This window comes from Bacteroides eggerthii, assembly GCF_025146565.1.
Taxonomy (GTDB): domain Bacteria; phylum Bacteroidota; class Bacteroidia; order Bacteroidales; family Bacteroidaceae; genus Bacteroides; species Bacteroides eggerthii.
The window spans coordinates 2,856,857-2,875,608 of the sequence record NZ_CP102258.1; the positions used below are offsets into that span (position 1 = coordinate 2,856,857).

Annotated in this window: 14 protein-coding genes; 6 read left to right on the forward strand and 8 right to left on the reverse strand. The window is 43.1% G+C overall.

The window, feature by feature from the left end; translation table 11 throughout:
- Positions 1 to 98: 98 nt before the first annotated feature.
- The 3 genes from NQ546_RS11820 to NQ546_RS11830 all read right to left on the reverse strand — a co-directional run bounded on the left by NQ546_RS11820 (position 99) and on the right by NQ546_RS11830 (position 6,694).
- A complete protein-coding gene (locus NQ546_RS11820; RefSeq protein ID WP_085959453.1) occupies positions 99 to 1,556 on the reverse strand; it encodes an AbgT family transporter in 1,458 nt (485 codons plus the stop codon).
- A gap of 22 nt (positions 1,557 to 1,578) precedes the next feature.
- Positions 1,579 to 2,307, reverse strand: a complete 729-nt coding sequence (locus NQ546_RS11825) for a DUF5932 domain-containing protein (protein WP_004290912.1) — start codon at positions 2,305 to 2,307, stop codon at positions 1,579 to 1,581.
- A gap of 64 nt (positions 2,308 to 2,371) precedes the next feature.
- On the reverse strand, positions 2,372 to 6,694 hold the full coding sequence (locus NQ546_RS11830; protein WP_004290911.1) for a DUF5113 domain-containing protein: 4,323 nt from the start codon (positions 6,692 to 6,694) through the stop codon (positions 2,372 to 2,374).
- A 159-nt stretch (positions 6,695 to 6,853) separates the two neighbouring features.
- Here NQ546_RS11830 and NQ546_RS11835 point away from each other — a divergent pair, with 159 nt between their 5' ends.
- Positions 6,854 to 7,792, forward strand: a complete 939-nt coding sequence (locus NQ546_RS11835; RefSeq protein WP_004290910.1) for a ribose-phosphate pyrophosphokinase — start codon at positions 6,854 to 6,856, stop codon at positions 7,790 to 7,792.
- A 90-nt stretch (positions 7,793 to 7,882) separates the two neighbouring features.
- Here the strand turns inward: NQ546_RS11835 and NQ546_RS11840 are convergent, their stop codons facing one another.
- The 5 genes from NQ546_RS11840 to NQ546_RS11860 all read right to left on the reverse strand — a co-directional run bounded on the left by NQ546_RS11840 (position 7,883) and on the right by NQ546_RS11860 (position 13,934).
- The gene (locus tag NQ546_RS11840; protein WP_004290909.1) at positions 7,883 to 9,040 is read right to left on the reverse strand and encodes an MORN repeat-containing protein; all 1,158 of its coding nucleotides are present in this window, start codon (positions 9,038 to 9,040) and stop codon (positions 7,883 to 7,885) included.
- A 79-nt stretch (positions 9,041 to 9,119) separates the two neighbouring features.
- Positions 9,120 to 10,415: a M16 family metallopeptidase gene (locus NQ546_RS11845; RefSeq protein WP_004290908.1), complete on the reverse strand. Its 1,296-nt coding sequence runs from the start codon at positions 10,413 to 10,415 to the stop codon at positions 9,120 to 9,122.
- Positions 10,416 to 10,426: 11 nt separating this feature from the next.
- Complete coding sequence (gene kdsB / locus NQ546_RS11850; RefSeq protein WP_004290907.1) at positions 10,427 to 11,185, reverse strand: 3-deoxy-manno-octulosonate cytidylyltransferase; 759 nt, start codon at positions 11,183 to 11,185, stop codon at positions 10,427 to 10,429.
- Between the two features lie 29 nt (positions 11,186 to 11,214).
- A complete protein-coding gene (locus NQ546_RS11855) occupies positions 11,215 to 11,589 on the reverse strand; it encodes a 2-amino-4-hydroxy-6-hydroxymethyldihydropteridine diphosphokinase (RefSeq protein ID WP_004290906.1) in 375 nt (124 codons plus the stop codon).
- 23 nt (positions 11,590 to 11,612) lie between these two features.
- A complete protein-coding gene (locus NQ546_RS11860; RefSeq protein ID WP_004290905.1) occupies positions 11,613 to 13,934 on the reverse strand; it encodes a transglycosylase domain-containing protein in 2,322 nt (773 codons plus the stop codon).
- 532 nt (positions 13,935 to 14,466) lie between these two features.
- Here NQ546_RS11860 and pyrB point away from each other — a divergent pair.
- The 5 genes from pyrB (at position 14,467) to glyA (ending at position 18,680) form a co-directional block, all read left to right on the forward strand.
- Positions 14,467 to 15,405, forward strand: a complete 939-nt coding sequence (gene pyrB / locus NQ546_RS11865; protein WP_004290903.1) for an aspartate carbamoyltransferase — start codon at positions 14,467 to 14,469, stop codon at positions 15,403 to 15,405.
- Between the two features lie 53 nt (positions 15,406 to 15,458).
- Positions 15,459 to 15,920: an aspartate carbamoyltransferase regulatory subunit gene (gene pyrI / locus NQ546_RS11870; protein WP_004290902.1), complete on the forward strand. Its 462-nt coding sequence runs from the start codon at positions 15,459 to 15,461 to the stop codon at positions 15,918 to 15,920.
- Positions 15,920 to 16,486 carry a flavin reductase family protein gene (locus tag NQ546_RS11875; protein ID WP_004290901.1) on the forward strand — a complete coding sequence of 189 codons (567 nt, stop codon included), beginning with the start codon at positions 15,920 to 15,922 and terminating at the stop codon, positions 16,484 to 16,486. The genes pyrI and NQ546_RS11875 overlap by 1 nt, the downstream gene beginning before the upstream one ends.
- Before the next feature lie 30 nt (positions 16,487 to 16,516).
- Positions 16,517 to 17,296: a porin family protein gene (locus NQ546_RS11880; RefSeq protein WP_039953363.1), complete on the forward strand. Its 780-nt coding sequence runs from the start codon at positions 16,517 to 16,519 to the stop codon at positions 17,294 to 17,296.
- A gap of 103 nt (positions 17,297 to 17,399) precedes the next feature.
- Complete coding sequence (glyA, locus tag NQ546_RS11885) at positions 17,400 to 18,680, forward strand: serine hydroxymethyltransferase (protein WP_004290899.1); 1,281 nt, start codon at positions 17,400 to 17,402, stop codon at positions 18,678 to 18,680.
- Positions 18,681 to 18,752 lie beyond the last annotated feature (72 nt).

Consider the following 18,752-nt stretch of genomic DNA (forward strand, 5'->3'; position numbering starts at 1 on the left):
ACAGAATGTTTCTATATAAAAACTAGGCTTCATGACGAAGATATATAGGAAATGATGAAATAAAGATTTATAAAAGGTTACGATATATTTCCAAGACATTACAACCCTAACGGTAGCTTGCAAACATACCAAAGCACAAATAAAGCAGTCCAGGCAACAAGGATAACCAATGAATACCTCCACGTGTATTTAAGTAACGAACCATATGTGGATTGCCTATCGTACTGCTGCATATAAGTCAGCACAAGCGGCATATAAAACATAAACGGAGTAATGGCGTTTGTTGCACTATCACCGATGCGATAAGCACATTGTGTCATATCCGGAGAAACTCCCATGCCGGTCAGAACAGGAATGAAAATGAAAGACATAAATGCCCATTTCGATGTGGAAGATACCATAATGAGGTTTATAAAAGCTGTGAATAGGATGAATAATATCAGTATCCACAAATTATCCAATCGGACTAAAGAAAGCATATTAGCTCCCATTATTGCTATACACTTGTCTAAATGAGAATACTCAAAACAGGCAAACATCTGAGAAGCGAAAAAAGCGATTACAAAATATACACCCAATAACTTCATCGGTTGCGTCAATCCCTCTATCACATCACTATCTGTACGATAATGCCCGGAAGCAAATCCATATATCATTCCCATTAGACCAATACCCAAAGATAGTAAAAACAGAATACCAATGATAAATGGCGAACGAATCAGTCCTCCATTAACTCCTCGCAAAATTCCCCATGATGAAAATGTAGCCCATAAGATAAGTACGGCATAAAGTACCCCCACAATTACAGCCCCTAATAAAGCTCTCTGTTCTTTACGGGATAATTGTTTGTAACCGCGAAAAACATCACTTTCATTATACTTTCCCAAACTTGGCAATAGTTTTTTACGGGTTATATAATAAATAATGAATATTAATAAGAAAGTAGATACACAAAAGAAATAATAGTTACATAGCGGACCGATTCGTCCGCCTGATACATTTGTCATATCAGCAGCCTCTTGTGTTGTAGCAGCCAGCATGGGATCAAGTGTACTCAAAAGTATATTAGCGCTATAACCACACGATACCGATACATAGGCAACAATAATTCCGCCTATGGGATGCAACCCTACCGAATGAAATAGTGTTGCGGCGATAGGCAGTAATATAATGTATCCGGCATCTCCCACAACATTAGATAGCAATCCCAAGACAATAACACTGAGTACAATACGCCAGGGATTATGCCTTTGGTTACGAAGACCTTTACGAATACACGCGTCTATAAATCCTGAATGCTGGGCAACGCCTATTCCAAACATCGCCACAATAACCAACCCTAACGGGGCAAAACCGGTAAAGTTTGTGACCACATGACGCAACAACCAACGAATACCTTCCGGGCTCAACAAACTTTGTACCCTTATCTCCTCTCCTGTCTGGGGCAATCGCACATTCAAGCCGTAGACATCGAATATCCACGACAAAAAAATGATTCCCAAGGTCAACAGGAAGAACATTGTTGCAGGATGGGGCATGCACCATTTATTTCTCATAGCTGTTTAGTTTCCAGAGCTGTTATTCATCGTCTGCTTCCAGATTGTCAATATCAAGAATACGCAGTTCAAGTGCACGCACGACAAGACGCGTGGCATTCACCCCTATGCGTTCGGAAGCAGAGAAAAGGCGTCCTACTAAATCATTCTGTCGTTTCTCCAATGACTTCACTCCAAAAGGCATTCCTTTCAGACTGGCAATCATCTCCTTTGTGTAGCCCAAAGCAAGATGACGGAGAAAACGTTCATCATATTCGTCGATATCGTAACAGATGATAGCCTCCTGCCGTTTTGCATCGTTTAGGACAGAAGTCTTAAAACGCTCCACAATTTTTTCCAATATGGGATAATTAAAGACAAGTTTCTTTCCATCCATAACGGCTTGTACATCCGTTTTTGTCAGCAACTCTCCTGTTTTCAGAATGATGCCGTCAGCTCCTGCATCAAGGACATCCACCCATAACTTTTCATTCAATATTTCTCCGGTGAAGATCAACACATACACTCCCGGATAACGTTTAAAAATATTACGGCAAATATCCACACCGATAGTAGTAGAACCACCCAATCCCAAATCCAACAAAACGAGATCAGGCACGCCTGCTTCCATTAAGCTCCAGAACTCCTGTTCTGTCATGGCAGTACCGATAATTTCCGCTTCCGGTATTTCGTGCCGGAATATCTCTTCCGTACCTTTTAGCTCCAATTTTACATCTTCTACAATGATGACTTTGAATTTCTTTGCTTCCATATTTTATTTCTTTTCATCCTTACTTATTCAAATTTGCTCTGAAGAGAAACAGTTATTCTCTCTGCTAAACTTTCTTTATATAACGAGGCAGCGTAAAGTATACGACAAACCCTCCCTTCTCCAACGGTTCTGCATTGATACGACATCCTCTCCTTCCGACAAACTCGTCATGATCGCGAATTATTTGTTTGCATATCAGATATTCCGTACCACACAATTCACCTCTTTCGCCTGTCGTCATACGTGTCAGATTCGGATAAAACAGTTGATTCAGTTCCTCCCTCGTTTTCTCCCGTCGCATATCTGTAAAAAGGAAACGTACAAAATCTTCCTCTACTGCACAAGTCAGGGTGATTTTTCCTGAAACTGGTACTGACAGAGCTTCATCAATTAAGTTCTCCAACAGAAAACGTAATTGGATTACATCTCCGACAACAGACTCATTCACGATCTCCGTTTTGAAAATGACAGGCACAGTAATTCCCTTACGCACTTTACGGAAATACTTTTCCGCAGCTTCCGATAACTCGGATACAGGAATGACAGTACGTCTGAAAGTAACCTCCTCCAGTTGTCGGGACGCGCACTGACTCAAAATGGTGAATACTCCTTTGTAATACTCTATCAGTTCACTAATAGCCGTTACCGTCTCCTGTTCCTCCGCCTCCGATAGTTTACCGGAACGAAGCTTACCTATCAGCTGCTTAATTCTATTAGGATAATAAATTGTTTCATGCTTAATAGTAGACAAGCAATTATCAAGCACCATATTCTGAACATGCAGCAGGCTATCTTCCCACGATGCACGATGTGCTTCATCCTGGGCGGTTTCAATATTCCGGTATTTTGTGGCCAATTTTACAACCGCATTAAATATCACAATCGCAACGTAACGGGCTATCAACTCCAGCAGCAAATAATCGCTTTCTTGCTGTGCTTCGTTTCTCACCAAACACAACACTCCTATACACCGGCTGGAGCTCCCGGCTTTTACGACAAGAGGCAACGCCTGCATCCCATTTTCTGCCAGACAGGTTTGTTCTTCGAAACTGCTTTGCATCAGACTTTTCCATGTCGATTTGCTCTCCACCGTTTCTTTCAAAGGGTTGGATGCATACTCCAGTCTATGGGCGGCCTCGTTATAAACAGCGATACTCAACTGTTCTATACCCAATAATTCATTCACTGCATCGAATGCATTGTCCACAATTTGTTGAGGGATATTTTTCAATATATCCTCTTCCCGTTGCAGCATTTCTTCATTTTCAGACGTAGGCATTATGGATGCTGTGAAAATCTGTTTGTTAATTTCCAATACTTGTTCCAAATTCCAACGGTTCACCAATCGCCTGCGAAAATACAGAATATAATATCCCAAGCATAATGCAACCAGTAGGATAGCAACGAGTAAAATGCTCACCATTTTATTGTTGGTGGAGCGTTCCAGTTCGCGACAGAAATATTCCAAAGACTGATCTTCGCCCAGCAACTTGTACAAGGTTGTATATGCGCCATTGTTATAACTGTAATTATCCCATTGTTTCAAAGCAAGGAATGCAACAGCCGCTTCATTCCGAAGATCCAGTATCACATGAAAATCAGAATTAAACATTTTGTTCCACCAATCTAACTCTGCAGGCATGTCGTTACCGGTTAATGTCATATAGCAGTGCGGTTTTTCGGCATACTTCCCGTAGTGCTCATTCAGGCACATCATTGCAGAATCTATGTATTGCAAAGCCATTGCATATTCACCTTCTACATTACAATAATATGCATCATTGGCATAATCAGAAGCCTGATCCAGCAAAAATTCATATTCTTCCTGAAAAGCTGAGACTAAAGAGTCTGCAGGCACTTCTTGGGACATATCGTTATTGGCTGTCCTACTGCAAGATACCATGCTCAAAGAGAGCACAAGCAACACCGCTGTTATAATTTTGCGTACACCGACCGGTAACCTGAAATAGAAACGGCTTCCTTTTCCTAATGCACTCTCCACATTGAATAAGCATACATTGAAAATCGGATTTGTTTTCTTATATTTCTCGATGATGCCTTTACAATTCATTAATCCAAACCCACTGCCTTTCTTTTTCCGCAATTCTTCCCGGTTGGGTGCATCATTCATGCCGATGGCTTTGGAATCATATATTTTCTCTCCTATGATGTGGGCAACATCTTCCGGAGACAAACCGCGCCCATTATCCTCAACAGATATTTCCACATAATCATTCTCCTTACGGGCGTAAATCTTTATTGTCCCACCCTTAGGAGTATATTTGCGTGCATTCTCCGCCAATGTATTAATCATAAAAAGAGTCAGTGCCTTATCTGCTTTTACACAAACGTCGGTTGGACTCACTACCAAATCCAACTGCTTCATCTCAAAAGCCCGATTCCCTTTCTTCAACAGCTCAAAGAGTTCGTTCAACTCAAAAGTTTCGATATTTAAACTCAATGTACCCTGCTTCATCTTGATCCACAAAGCTAAAATATCGTTATACTCATTAATCGTAGTAACAAGCTCATCAATATACTGATATTTCACATTCTTGATAACTTCATCATGGATATATCCCAAATGCACCAGTTTATGTACCTCATTCAAGATGCGGTCAATATAAGGATGAATACCATTGACGATAGAAAGGCAAGCCTTTTTAATCAAATTCTGCCGCTTGTTCCCGGCGATATGCTGTTCGTGAATATACCGTTGTTTTTCCAGTCTGCGCTGTTCCTCGCCAAGAGAGATGGAAGTCATTCCGTTGTCCAGTGCCCACTGGACATATGGATTGATTACCTGTATCATAGCCTGCTCATCCTTCCCTATGCGCTGTGCGAAGGCCATCTTTCTATCCTTAATATATATATCTTCTGTTCCGAATAATTTTTTCAGACCGGGACGTACTGCTGTCAGAATAGCATCCGTTATATCTTCTTCGGTCTGTGCGTCAGCGGGGATGGATGCCGTTATTCCCTGGCAAATGTCCAACATGGATTGCAGGCGGTGCAGATGCAGTTTATTACGTGCTTTGGAACGTTTATTAAAGAACCAAAAGAATATCAATACCAAAATGAGTCCCATAATCACAAAGAAAAGCAGCAAGTTCAACTGAGCAGCCTCTTTTTCCAGTGCCTGATAACGGCTCTCCAGTTCTTTATCCTGACGGGTATCTTCCAAAATATCCAAATATATGTTTCTGTTGTAGTCTGAATATTCTTTCATCCCTAATCCGGCATAGGTTACGCTCAATTGTTCACGTATCCTTGAAATCCATTCGGGAACAGTTTTCAGTTTTTGTTGTAGCCACGCCTTCTCCACATACATCGTATCGCGGCGATCATAAGCTCTCAACCAATCCAAGCTGTCATGGCAATCATAAAAATGGCGATGATGATCGTTGACACACTCCAGAGCACACGCCAAAGTATCAAGTGCCTGTTTATACTTTCCATGCGCATTCAAATACCTTCCAATGGAGACATACGCACCCGCAATCTGGTAAATGTCATTGTATTGCCGGAACTTCTCCAAAGCCAGTTGCCCTAACCGCATAGGCAGTAAAGAATCCACAGGCTCGCCAAATTGCTTCAAAGCATGCGAGCGCCGTCCCTGAAAGAATTCATAATTATCCGATGAAGCCATTAGATTTGCCAAACCTTGCACCCCATTGCCCTCAAAATACAAATACCCTCTTTGGGAAGCCAGTCTCCAGGTTGTATATAGTTCGTCAAACTCTTTCAGACGACGTTCGTCAAGAGTTTCTCCATCGCACAAAGAAGCCGATCCTTTTATATAATGATAATACAATAACTGGTTGGTGTCCTTTACCAGCTCTTCATTTTCTGTTACTTCATTAATGGATGCCAAAGCTTCCGGACGCTGTTGCAAATAATAATAATATATGGCAGATACAATATAGAACTCCGATCTTGCATAAGCCAAACGCATTCTCTCATGCCTGTCCGCAAACAGGTTATTATCCTCCGCAATACGTTTCATACGACGTAGAGCACTGTTCCGGTAATCATAAAACTCTTTGTTCAGTGCTGTCCGCTGATAAATCTTCATCAGCCCTATATCGGCGACAAGAAGTTCCAACTCATTCTTTGTCAGATTGTATACAGTCTGGTAATATTTCTCCGCCTCCTCAAAGTCCATGCGCATGAAGGCACAGAAACCCAAATTATTACAGGCTTCTGCTTTTCCCTGACTATAAAGTCCTACTTCTTGATAAGCTTTTGAGGCTGCATGATACGATGAATCCAGATTTTTGTAACGATAAGTATACGCCACCTGGTTTAAGGAGTCAACCAAATGCACTTCTTTTGTAGGAGCTGTACCCACACACGAAATAAATGCCGCACCTGCCAGGCATAACATTCCTACCGACAATAATATAGATGAAAAGCATTTCACAGAGCAAAGCTACAAATAAATCCGGGAAAGAAAAATATTTTTTCTACAATAAGTCTTGTATTATGTAGTGGGAAATTCATACCTTTGCATGCAAATTAATAAATAGGTAACATCTATTACAAAATGAGCGAAAAAGCACCCTTTATGGTATTCTCAGGAACAAACTCGAGATACCTTGCAGAAAAAATCTGCGCTAGCCTTGATTGCCCTCTAGGAAAGATGAATATCACCCACTTTGCTGATGGTGAATTTGCAGTTTCTTATGAAGAGTCTATCCGCGGCGCAAACGTATTCCTGGTTCAATCCACTTTCCCTAATTCCGACAATTTAATGGAACTTCTGCTGATGGTTGATGCAGCCAAAAGAGCATCTGCCAAAAGTGTGATTGCAGTTATCCCTTACTTTGGTTGGGCACGTCAAGACCGAAAAGACAAACCACGTGTATCTATCGGCGCCAAGCTGGTGGCCGACTTACTTTCGGTTGCAGGTATCGACCGTTTGATTACTATGGATCTTCATGCCGATCAAATTCAGGGTTTTTTCAATATTCCTGTTGATCATTTGTACGCATCGGCTGTATTCCTTCCATATATTGAATCATTGAAGTTGGATGATCTTGTCATTGCAACTCCCGATGTAGGTGGGTCAAAACGCGCCAGCACATTCTCCAAATACCTCGGTGTACCTTTGGTGTTGTGTAACAAAACACGCGAAAAAGCAAACGTAGTTGCCACCATGCAGATTATCGGTGATGTGCAAGGCAAGAATGTTGTATTGGTGGATGACATCGTAGATACGGCAGGTACTATTACCAAAGCCGCTAATATTATGATGGAAGCCGGAGCTAAATCCGTACGTGCGATTGCCAGCCACTGTGTGATGTCCGATCCGGCATCTTTCCGCGTGCAGGAGTCAGGCTTGACTGAGATGGTATTTACAGACAGTATTCCTTATGCAAAGAAATGTGCCAAGGTTAAGCAATTAAGCATTGCCGATATGTTTGCCGAAACTATCAGAAGAGTGATGACAAATGAATCTATCAGTTCTCAATACATTATCTAAAACTTATAGATAATAAAAGACTAAAAATAAAGGCTGCGCAATATCCATTTGAACTGCGCAGCCTTTATTATTTCCTTTTGACTTTATTCTTTAATTACTCAGTCTTCCCATTTTGTAAGTACCTTTCCGTACCAGTTTCCCATTCTTGTCTGTTTCCACAAACGGACCGTCCTTTTTACCTTGTTTGAAGAAACCTTCGTAGCGGTTTCCATTCTTATCTTCCTGTACACCGCTTCCCTCTTCCAGCCCGTTTACAAAACCTCCTTTATACTTTGTGCCGTCAGTAAGGATTAATGTTCCCTGACCGTTGAATTTATTATCCTTCCACTCGCCTTCGTAGGAGTCACCGACATTCCATTTGTAAACGCCATAGCCGTTACGTTGGTTATCTTTCCATTCTCCGTCATATACAGCACCGCTGGCCCACGTAAACGTACCACGCCCTTCCTGCATACCGTTCTTGAAATTTCCTACATACTTATTGCCACTGGCATGATAGTAGATGCCTTCACCCGTACGTTCACCTTGTACATAAGAACCCTCGTAGCGGTCACCCGTATGGAAAAAGTAAATGCCCTTACCATGCTGCATGTCTTCTTTCCAGTCACCCACATACTTGTCTCCATTGGCATATTCAAATGTGCCTTTACCATCGCGGACATCGTTCTTCCAATGACCTTCATATTTGCAGCCGTCATTCCATACCAAGGAGCCTTTTCCGTTTTTCTTGTCATCTTTCCAAGAACCGACGTATTTAGAACCGTTTTTCCAAGTATAAGTGCCCTGACCTTCCCGTTTATCGTTCACCCAGTCACCTTCATAAAGGTCTCCGTTATAATAGTACATGGTACCTTTTCCATGTTGATAATCTTGATACCACATACCGTCGTAACGGTTATTATTCATAAAATAATAGATACCCTTGCCATGCTGCTGGTCCTGAAACCACTGGCCGTCGTATCTTTCACCGTCGGGAAAGGTATATACACCGTATCCTTCACGTTTTCCTTTGACGTACTCGCCTTCATAAACATCACCATTTTTGAATACCGTCTTTCCTTTACCGTTGGGTTTACGTCCTTTTATCTCGCCGGTGTATACGGAACCGTCCTTAAACGTATAGGTTCCTATTTTTATTTCCGACGAGAAAGTCCCTTTTATTTTATCGAAGAAGCCGCTTTTTTCCTGGGCTGCGGCATTGCCCTGTGATAAGAATAACAGAAAGACTGCAGTATATAGATATTTCATCTTGGGTTACAAATTACTTTATTAGGATTCGGACAAAGATACGATTAATCTACTAAAACCACGAGACGCTTCCTGCTTTTTATGACATTTTTTTGCCGGATATGACTTCTTTTAATTTCTCTTTGCACAAATACCGTCCGGCAAGTTCGCGTATTTCTTCCGGTGTAATATTCTTAATTGTATTCAAAGCATCCTCAAAATGTGTATCTCCAAAACCTGAAACTTGAACGAACATCCATGCATCTGCCAGCGAGAATGCCGATTCATAGCTGCGGCACATCTCGCCCAGCATATAATTCTTTACCATAAAGAGTTCATCTTCCGGTACCGGATCATTTTGTAAACGGTCTATTTCATGATAAACCTCCCGGACAAGAGGTTCTACAAACTCATTTGCAGTTTCCGTATTGATAACCAGTATACCTTGCCCCGGATATGGAGCGATACCGGCAGAAATTCCATAAGTGTATCCTTTTTCTTCACGAATATTAGACATCAGGCGACTTCCAAAATATCCACCGAACAACGTCACCATTACCCGCGCCTTTAAATAGTCCGGATGACAGCGTTCCAAAGAAAGCATACCCATACGGACTGCGCTTTGCATGACATCTGCATATTCCACAAAGATTCGTTTGTCTACGGAAGAAACCGGAATGAAATCTGTCTTTTCAGGTTTTTGGAAACCCTTTCCAAAAGCTTCTCTCCCAAATAAATCTTCAATCCGCCGTACACAATCATCACCAACTTTTCCGGAAACATAAATTGTACAGTTCCGGGAGTGATAGTATCGGTCGTAGAACTTACGTAACACATCAGGAGTTATCCGTTTGTAATCTTCTTTCTGTACCAATCGTCCGCAGGGATGCTGTCCGCCATACACAGCTTTCATCAAAGCCCGGTGTGCCAAGAAATCCACTTTAGATGAATTGACAATGAATTGCTGAATGTTATTGTCTGCTACAACCCCCAACTCCTTTTCGGGAAACGTAGGTTCTTTTACAATAGACTCTAACACATCCAAAGTCTGTGGCAGGTATTTATTCAACGAGTAAAGAGTGATGTATGCATATTCCGATGCACTTGACAGTTCCAGCCAGGCGCCGTAATAATCCAATTTCTCTGCAATCTCCAGCGCGCTGTATCGAAGTGTTCCCTCACGCAACATACGGTTGGTGAACAAAGCCTGTAAAGGTTGCGACTGATGCCAACGTCCGCCCTCTATCAGCAAATCAATACGGACAACTTCATTATCACCGGAATTAAGTATATTCAGAGGTACACCATTGGGCATGATGAAACGTTGGGGCATTTGTACGGCCAGATGTTCAATATCTCTGACTTTGGGTTGAATAGTTCTGTCCAAAAGCATCATTAATCAAACATTCATTTAGCAGCCCGGTCCAGCAAGAAACGTTCCGCACGTTCCAAATCTTGCGGTGTATCAATCCCGATCGTCTCAACTTCTGTGATGCCGGCTTTAATGGTATAGCCATTCTCCAACCAGCGCAGTTGCTCTAACGATTCCGCCAGTTCAAGTGAAGATTGGGGAAGCGCGGTTATCTCTTTCAGTACTTCTAAACGGTAGGCATATAGACCGATATGCTTGTAGTAAATATGATTTTTCAGCCATTCACATTTTTCGGCGTTGCGCTGGTATGGGATGATAGAACGGCTGAAATAAAGAGCATTCATATTCTTGTTGAGCACCACTTTAGGAGAGTTGACATTCTCCAATGTTTCAAAACCGTTGTCTGCTGTAAAAGGTTTTACTAATGTGGCAATCTGCGTAGCCGGATCGTTGAAACAAGCCTTTACGGTTTCCAACTGGGACGGTTGGATAAAAGGCTCATCACCTTGTATGTTTACTATCACATCAAAGCCATCTCCTACTTTGGTGCAGGCTTCATAGCAACGGTCTGTGCCGCTTTTATGGTGTACAGACGTCATTACAACTTTTCCGCCAAATGCCTTTACGGCTGCCTCAATACGCACATCATCAGTAGCTACGTAGGCATCGTCCAACACGCCGGCAACTTGCTCGTACACCCGCTGGATAACGGCTTTTCCTCCCAATAAGGCCAAAGGCTTAGCCGGAAAACGCGTAGATGCATAACGGGCAGGTATTATTCCCAAAAATTTCATATTATAAAAGCTTTATTAATGCAGTTCAACTATATTTTCTCATCCAATTCTTCCAGTCCGCGTACAATATAATCCCGTTTCAAATCTTCGGGCTTATATACCCTATTATCACAGGAGAGCAAGTCTATATCAAGGCGTACGATCTCCTGTTTTTTTTCTTCGGAAGTTCTTCCAGCTTCCCGTTCTATACTCTTCAAATAAAGTATAATTTCGTGGACATCGCAATCGGACATGAAACGCGCCACCTGATTGGCAAATAATGCTTGCCGGCGGAAGAAAAGCGGTTGAGTATCTGTCTCTGCAGAAAAACGGATATCCGGAAAAAGCTCGGACAACCTTTTTCGCGCTAACGCCAGATTATCTTTCCGACGTTCGTTACTGCCGATGCAGATTGTATAAACCATTCCTAATCTCCGATTCTCATTCTTTAATTAAAGAGGTCATCCAACCCTATTTCTGATGCCGGTTCCTCATTTTCATACTCATTGTCCTTACAGGGGTCAAAACCTTCGGGCAATTGGAACGTTTCGTTCTCATCATACCCCAAAGACTTATCACCAAATACTTTCACCATATATTTGGCCCAAATAGGCAATGCCATAGAAGCGCCCTGTCCATGAAGCATCGTATCGAAGTGAATGTCGCGATCTTCACCGCCTACCCAGCAGCCGGACACCAGCGAAGGCGTAAAGCCCATGAACCAGCCATCGGCATTGAAGTTGGTAGTACCGGTCTTACCACCCATATCAGCCTTTACACCCAAACGACGAACGCGTCCGCCCGTACCTTCATTGATTACAGCACGCAGCATTACCAGCATTTTATAAGCACTGGACGCGCTGATTACCTCCTGCATTTCCGGTGAGAACGTAGCCAGTACATTACCGTCATTATCCTCGATACGGGTCACAAACAGCGGTGCAACACGAATTCCCTTATTCGGGAATGCCGTATAGGCACTTACCATTTCACCTACGGAAATCTCGCATGGACCAAGACAGAGGGAGACAGAAGGTACAATCTCACGATTACGCACGCCGAAACTATGCACCAGGCGTTTCAGTTCGTACGGATTCAGTTTACTCATCAGATATGCCGTAATCCAGTTGTCCGAATTTGCCAGTCCCCACTTCACCGTCACCATTTCGCCGTAGCGTTTATTGTTGGCATTACGCGGTGTCCAGGGCTTTCCATTTTCATCTATCAGGGTATATTCCACATGGCGCGCCTGGTCGCAGGGTGAAAATCCGTTTTCCATAGCCAGCGAATACACGTAGGGTTTCATGGTAGAACCAATTTGGCGGCGTCCCACCATTGCCATATCGTATTTGAAGTAATGATGATTCGGTCCCCCTACATAGGCTTTTACATGACCGTTTCTCGGATCCATTGACATGAACCCGGCACGCAGGAAGAATTTGTAATAGCGTATCGAATCCATTGGAGTCATAACAGTGTCTTTCTCGCCATTCCAACTGAAAACAGACATTTCTTCCGGTGTATTAAACGCCTTTTTGATTTCAACTTCGGATGCTCCGGCATTCTTCATAATGCGGTAACGGTCGGACAATCTCATGGCGCGTCCCAGAATCTCGTCCACCTGCTCTTGAGTCAAACGGAAAGTGTAAGGCGCTTTCTTTGCGCCTTTCTTCTCTTTAAAGAAGTAACCCTGCAACTCTTTTAAGTGTTCAACCACAGCATCTTCCGCATATTTTTGCATGCGGGAGTCAATCGTTGTATAGATTTTCAGTCCGTCCGTATAAAGATTATACTTGCTGCCGTCTTTCTTCGTATTCTTTTCGCACCAGCCATATAGAGGATTGGTTTCCCAATCGAGCGAGTCTTCATAGTACTTCTGCATCTGCCAGCCGCGGTAATCCGATTTATCGGGTTTCTTGGCATTCAACACACCACGTAGATATTCACGAAAATAAGTTGCAAGACCTTCATTATGGTCTACGCGATGATACGATAGTTTCAAAGGCAGCGCCTGCAATGAATCACGTTCTTCAACAGTGATATATCCGGCTTTACGCATCTGGTCGAGCACCACGTTGCGGCGTCCGCGCGAGCGTTCGTTGTAGCGCACCGGATTGTAGAGAGACGGGTTCTTGCACATACCTACCAAAGTGGCGGCTTCTTCTATCTTCAGATCCTTCGGTTCGCAACCAAAGTATGTATAGGCGGCGGTCTTTATGCCAACTGCATTATTCAAGAAGTCAAACTTATTAAGATACATAGTAAGAATTTCCTCTTTGGTATAATAGCGCTCCAACTTTACGGCAATCACCCATTCAATAGGCTTCTGAAACAAACGCTCCATTATATTATCGGCACTTGGCGAATAGAGCTGTTTGGAAAGTTGCTGGCTGATTGTGCTGCCGCCACCCGCATTTTTCTGCATCAGAATTCCACGTTTCACCACGGCGCGAAACAAGGCGATGGCATCAATGCCCGAGTGTTCGGCAAAACGTACATCTTCCGTTGCAATTAGCGCGTTGATAATATGGGGTGACAAGTCATTATACCCCACAAACACGCGATTCTCTTTACTATAAGAATAAGTACCGAGAACCTTTCCGTCTTCCGAAAATATTTCCGTTGCAAATTTGTAATTCGGATTTTCAAGGTCTTCCACAGGGGGCATATAGCCAATCCAACCTTTTGCTATCGAGAAGAAAATAATAACGCATGCCAATGTAACCAGTGCTATGAAAATCCAAAGGACTTTTACGACTCTTTTTATCATGTTCGATTTCAACAATTTCTGTGATTATAATAACAGGACAAAGGTACGGAAATATAATGTATATACACTCAAAAGCATCTGCTTTTTTCGTCTTTTTTAGGTTAGGGAAACGCGTTAAGCTGAACATTTTTGATCGTTTTTTGCAAAAAAATGCATCGGAACTGCCACTTAGCTGAATAAAACTATCACTTTTGTGAATTCATCAATTCACTAAACAGCAGTCAATTAAGCTTTTTTACGCGTTTTTCGATGCAAAAGTTACATATATATATTGTTATAATAACAACATCAAAAGAAAAGAAAAGAAAAGAAAAGAAAAAGAGATGCTGTTGCTTTTCCTTAAATAAAATCAAATAATCTCCGTCCGTATCCAATACTTCAAAGTACGCACCTTGCTGCGTGCTTCCTGACAGTAAAGTATGTCATTGACGGCAACAGGTATTTTTATCTCAAAAAAGTCCTTTCACATTTTTGTGCGCCATATCTTTTTCGTACCTTTACACTCTCGAAAAGCAAAAAGAATATCAACGATATGGAAAACAGAAGTTTAGTCACTATCGCCGAACACAGCAAGGAAAAAATTCTCTACATGCTCGAAATGGCGAAAGAGTTCGAAGCAAAGCCCAACAGGCATCTGCTTGATGAAAAAGTTGTCGCCACTCTATTTTTCGAGCCATCTACCCGCACACGTTTAAGTTTTGAAACCGCCGCCAACCGCCTCGGCGCACGTGTCATCGGTTTCAGCGATCCCAAAGCCACCAGTTCATCCAAAGGTGAAACGCTGAAAGACACCATCAAAATGGTAAGCAATTACGCCGATATCATCGTAATGCGGCACTATCTGGAAGGAGCGGCACGCTATGCCAGCGAGGTTACCACAGTCCCCATTGTCAATGCCGGAGACGGAGCCAACCAGCACCCCTCTCAAACGATGCTCGACCTCTACTCTATCTACAAGACACAGGGCACTTTGGAGAACCTGAACATCTATCTTGTGGGTGATTTGAAATACGGACGTACCGTACACTCCCTGCTGATGGCAATGCGCCACTTCAACCCTACATTCCATTTCATAGCTCCCGAAGAGTTGAAAATGCCGGAAGAATACAAAATTTATTGTCGTGAACATGGCATTAAGTTCGTAGAACACACCGACTTTACGGAAGAAATCATAGCTGATGCAGATATTCTCTATATGACTCGTGTGCAACGCGAACGTTTCACAGATCTTATGGAGTACGAACGTGTAAAGAACATCTACATACTGCGCAACAAAATGCTGGAACACACCCGTCCCAACCTGCGTATCCTTCATCCGCTGCCTCGTGTCAATGAAATAGCCCTTGATGTGGACGACAACCCTAAGGCATATTATTTTCAACAGGCGCAAAACGGTCTTTATGCCCGCGAAGCAATCCTCTGCGATGTACTCGGCATCACCCTGGAAGATGTGAAAAAAGACGGGAAATGAGTATAGGGCATAAAGCAATGAAGCATAAGACATCATTTAGACTTAAATAACCCATGAGCGAGAAAAAACAAGAATTACAGGTGGCCGCATTGGAAAACGGCACTGTTATAGACCATATACCTTCCGAAAAATTGTTTACGGTGGTGTCATTGCTCGGATTGAAACAGATGAGCAATAACATAACAATCGGTTTCAATCTCAAAAGCAAGAAACTGGGAACAAAAGGCATCATCAAAATAGCGGATAAGTTCTTCTGTGACGAAGAGATAAACCGTATTGCCGTAGTTGCTCCCAATGTAAAACTGAACATCATCCGCGACTATGAAGTGGTGGAAAAACGCGAAGTGAATTTGCCCGACGAATTGTGCGGCATTGTAAAATGCGCCAATCCCAAGTGCATCACCAACAATGAACCAATGCCTACCCTATTTCATGTGGTGGATAAGGATGATTGCGTAATCAAATGCCACTATTGCGAGAAAGAACAAAAAAGAGAAGAAATAGAGATAATTTAATGAAAGAAGATTGGAAACCGGGAACAATGATTTATCCGCTCCCCGCTGTATTGGTGAGTTGCGGAAGCACCCCGGAAGAATACAATATACTGACCATTGCATGGACGGGAACGATTTGCACGAACCCGCCCATGTGCTACATCTCCGTACGTCCGGAACGCTACTCTTACGACATCATCAAACGCAATATGGAGTTTGTCATCAACCTGACAACGAAAGATATGGCGCGTGCCACCGATTGGTGCGGCGTGCGTTCGGGCAAGAGCTATAACAAGTTCGAAGAGATGAAACTGACACCCGGCAAAAGCACCGTTGTCAGCGCTCCGCTCATCGAGGAGTCTCCCTTGTGCATCGAATGTCGGGTAAAGGAAATAGTTGCTCTCGGTTCGCACGACATGTTCATAGCCGATGTCGTAAATGTACGTGCCGACACCTCCCATTTGAATACGGAGACGGGTAAACTGGAACTTGCCGAATCCAATCTGCTGGTCTATGTACATGGCGGTTATTATGAGCTTGGAGAAAAGATCGGAAAATTCGGCTGGTCGGTAGAAAAGAAGAAATAGTGACACAGTGATTAATGATTGGGAAGAATGATGAGAAGACGTTGGTTACTTTTCGGAATTTACTTGCTGGCTTGCACCACACTCACGTGGGGACAGTTGCCGGTTGTACCCGGAACAGAAGAGCCGGAACGTCCCCAGCATGTCCACCGTCACGACCGCCGGGTGAACTTCGGTATCAAGGGAGGATTCACCTCTTCGCTTTTCCTTGTCTCCGACTTGGTTCTTAACGGCACAGTCATCAACGAAGTACAGAATAACTACAAGATAGGTTATTTCGGTTCGTTTTTCATGCGGATAAACTTCAAACGCCATTTTCTGCAACCTGAGTTCTCCTATACAATAAACCGTTGCAACATCACCTTTGAGAAACCGCTTCCGGATGATGCTCCTGAAAGCAGCACTCCCGAAATGGCCTCTATCACCTCTTCTATCCACAGCTTTGAAATCCCCGTAATCTACGGATACAACATCATTAAGGAAGGGCCATACAGCCTTGCCGTATTCGGCGGGCCTAAAATACGCTATATATGGGACAAAAAAAGTAAAGTCACTTTTGAGAACTTCGACCAGCGAGATATTAAAGAGGAACTTTACCCCTTGAATGTCAGCTTAACCGCCGGCATCGCTGTTACGATCTCCCGTATCTTCTTCGACTTCCGGTATGACATCGGACTGCACAATATTTCAAAACGCATCAGTTATAAGCCCATTTATGACGAAAGTGCCGGCGAAGAAACCACCCTTGCCAATCAGATACGCTTCCATAGACGGGACAATGTGCTCAGCTTTTCGCTTGGAGTGTTCTTTTGATAGGAAATTTCTTACTTTTCTTACAGTTTATTCATTTATTTCCTTTAAATTTGTACGCTTAATAAGAGAATATAGAATTATCAAACTTATCTAATAAGCAAGAATGAAAAGAGACGATTTAATTTTCGACATCATCGAAAAAGAACATCAACGTCAGCTCAAAGGCATTGAACTGATTGCATCAGAGAACTTTGTAAGTGACCAAGTAATGCAGGCAATGGGGTCCTGTCTCACCAACAAGTACGCAGAAGGCTATCCCGGCAAACGCTATTATGGCGGTTGTGAAGTTGTAGACCAAAGCGAACAGATTGCTATCGATCGTTTGAAAGAAATTTTCGGTGCAGAATGGGCGAACGTACAGCCGCACTCAGGCGCACAGGCTAATGCAGCCGTATTCCTTGCAGTGCTGAATCCGGGTGACAAATTCATGGGTTTGAACCTTGCACATGGCGGTCACCTCTCTCATGGTTCATTGGTCAACACCTCCGGTATCATCTACACTCCCTGCGAATACAACCTTAATAAAGAGACAGGACGCGTAGACTATGACCAAATGGAAGAAATTGCCTTACGCGAAAAACCCAAAATGATTATCGGCGGCGGTTCTGCATACTCACGCGAGTGGGATTACAAACGCATGCGCGAAATCGCTGACAAGATAGGCGCAATTCTGATGATTGACATGGCCCACCCCGCCGGACTGATTGCAGCCGGTGAATTGGATAACCCGGTGAAATATGCTCATATCGTAACTTCCACCACTCATAAAACCCTGCGTGGTCCTCGTGGTGGCGTTATCATGATGGGTAAAGACTTCCCTAATCCTTGGGGCAAGAAAACTCCGAAGGGCGAAATCAAGATGATGTCCCAACTCCTCGACTCTGCCGTATTCCCCGGAATTCAAGGTGGTCCGCTGGAACACGTCATTGCAGCAAAAGCTGTTGCTTTCGGTGAAATTCTGCAACCGGAATGGAAAGAATATGCCAAACAGGTGAAGAAGAATGCTGCTACACTGGCACAGGCTTTGATAGATCGCGGTTTTACAATTGTTTCGGGCGGTACAGACAACCACTCCATGCTGGTGGACCTTCGCAGCAAATACCCTGACCTGACAGGTAAGGTAGCTGAAAAGGCGCTGGTGTCTGCCGACATTACGGTAAACAAGAATATGGTTCCGTTCGACAGCCGTTCTGCTTTCCAGACTTCCGGTATCCGTTTGGGTACTCCTGCCATTACTACCCGCGGTGCAAAAGAAGATTTGATGCTGGAAATTGCAGAAATGATTGAAACCGTACTCTCTAACGTAGAAAACGAACAAGTTATTGCAGATGTCCGCGCACGTGTTAATGCCAAGATGAAGGAATATCCGCTGTTCGCTTACTAAATTGAAAGATGATAGTTTCTTATAACAGATATTATATAGGTTAAAAGGGGTTAGAAGATTCTTTATAGTCTC

Coding starts and splice junctions, on each gene's coding strand:
- NQ546_RS11820 (WP_085959453.1), bottom strand. CDS start 1,556: ATGAGAAATAAATGGTGCATGCCCCATCCTGCAACAATGTTCTTCCTG.
- NQ546_RS11825 (WP_004290912.1), bottom strand. CDS start 2,307: ATGGAAGCAAAGAAATTCAAAGTCATCATTGTAGAAGATGTAAAATTG.
- NQ546_RS11830 (WP_004290911.1), bottom strand. CDS start 6,694: ATGTTATGCCTGGCAGGTGCGGCATTTATTTCGTGTGTGGGTACAGCT.
- NQ546_RS11835 (WP_004290910.1), top strand. CDS start 6,854: ATGAGCGAAAAAGCACCCTTTATGGTATTCTCAGGAACAAACTCGAGA.
- NQ546_RS11840 (WP_004290909.1), bottom strand. CDS start 9,040: ATGAAATATCTATATACTGCAGTCTTTCTGTTATTCTTATCACAGGGC.
- NQ546_RS11845 (WP_004290908.1), bottom strand. CDS start 10,415: ATGATGCTTTTGGACAGAACTATTCAACCCAAAGTCAGAGATATTGAA.
- kdsB (WP_004290907.1), bottom strand. CDS start 11,185: ATGAAATTTTTGGGAATAATACCTGCCCGTTATGCATCTACGCGTTTT.
- NQ546_RS11855 (WP_004290906.1), bottom strand. CDS start 11,589: ATGGTTTATACAATCTGCATCGGCAGTAACGAACGTCGGAAAGATAAT.
- NQ546_RS11860 (WP_004290905.1), bottom strand. CDS start 13,934: ATGATAAAAAGAGTCGTAAAAGTCCTTTGGATTTTCATAGCACTGGTT.
- pyrB (WP_004290903.1), top strand. CDS start 14,467: ATGGAAAACAGAAGTTTAGTCACTATCGCCGAACACAGCAAGGAAAAA.
- pyrI (WP_004290902.1), top strand. CDS start 15,459: ATGAGCGAGAAAAAACAAGAATTACAGGTGGCCGCATTGGAAAACGGC.
- NQ546_RS11875 (WP_004290901.1), top strand. CDS start 15,920: ATGAAAGAAGATTGGAAACCGGGAACAATGATTTATCCGCTCCCCGCT.
- NQ546_RS11880 (WP_039953363.1), top strand. CDS start 16,517: ATGAGAAGACGTTGGTTACTTTTCGGAATTTACTTGCTGGCTTGCACC.
- glyA (WP_004290899.1), top strand. CDS start 17,400: ATGAAAAGAGACGATTTAATTTTCGACATCATCGAAAAAGAACATCAA.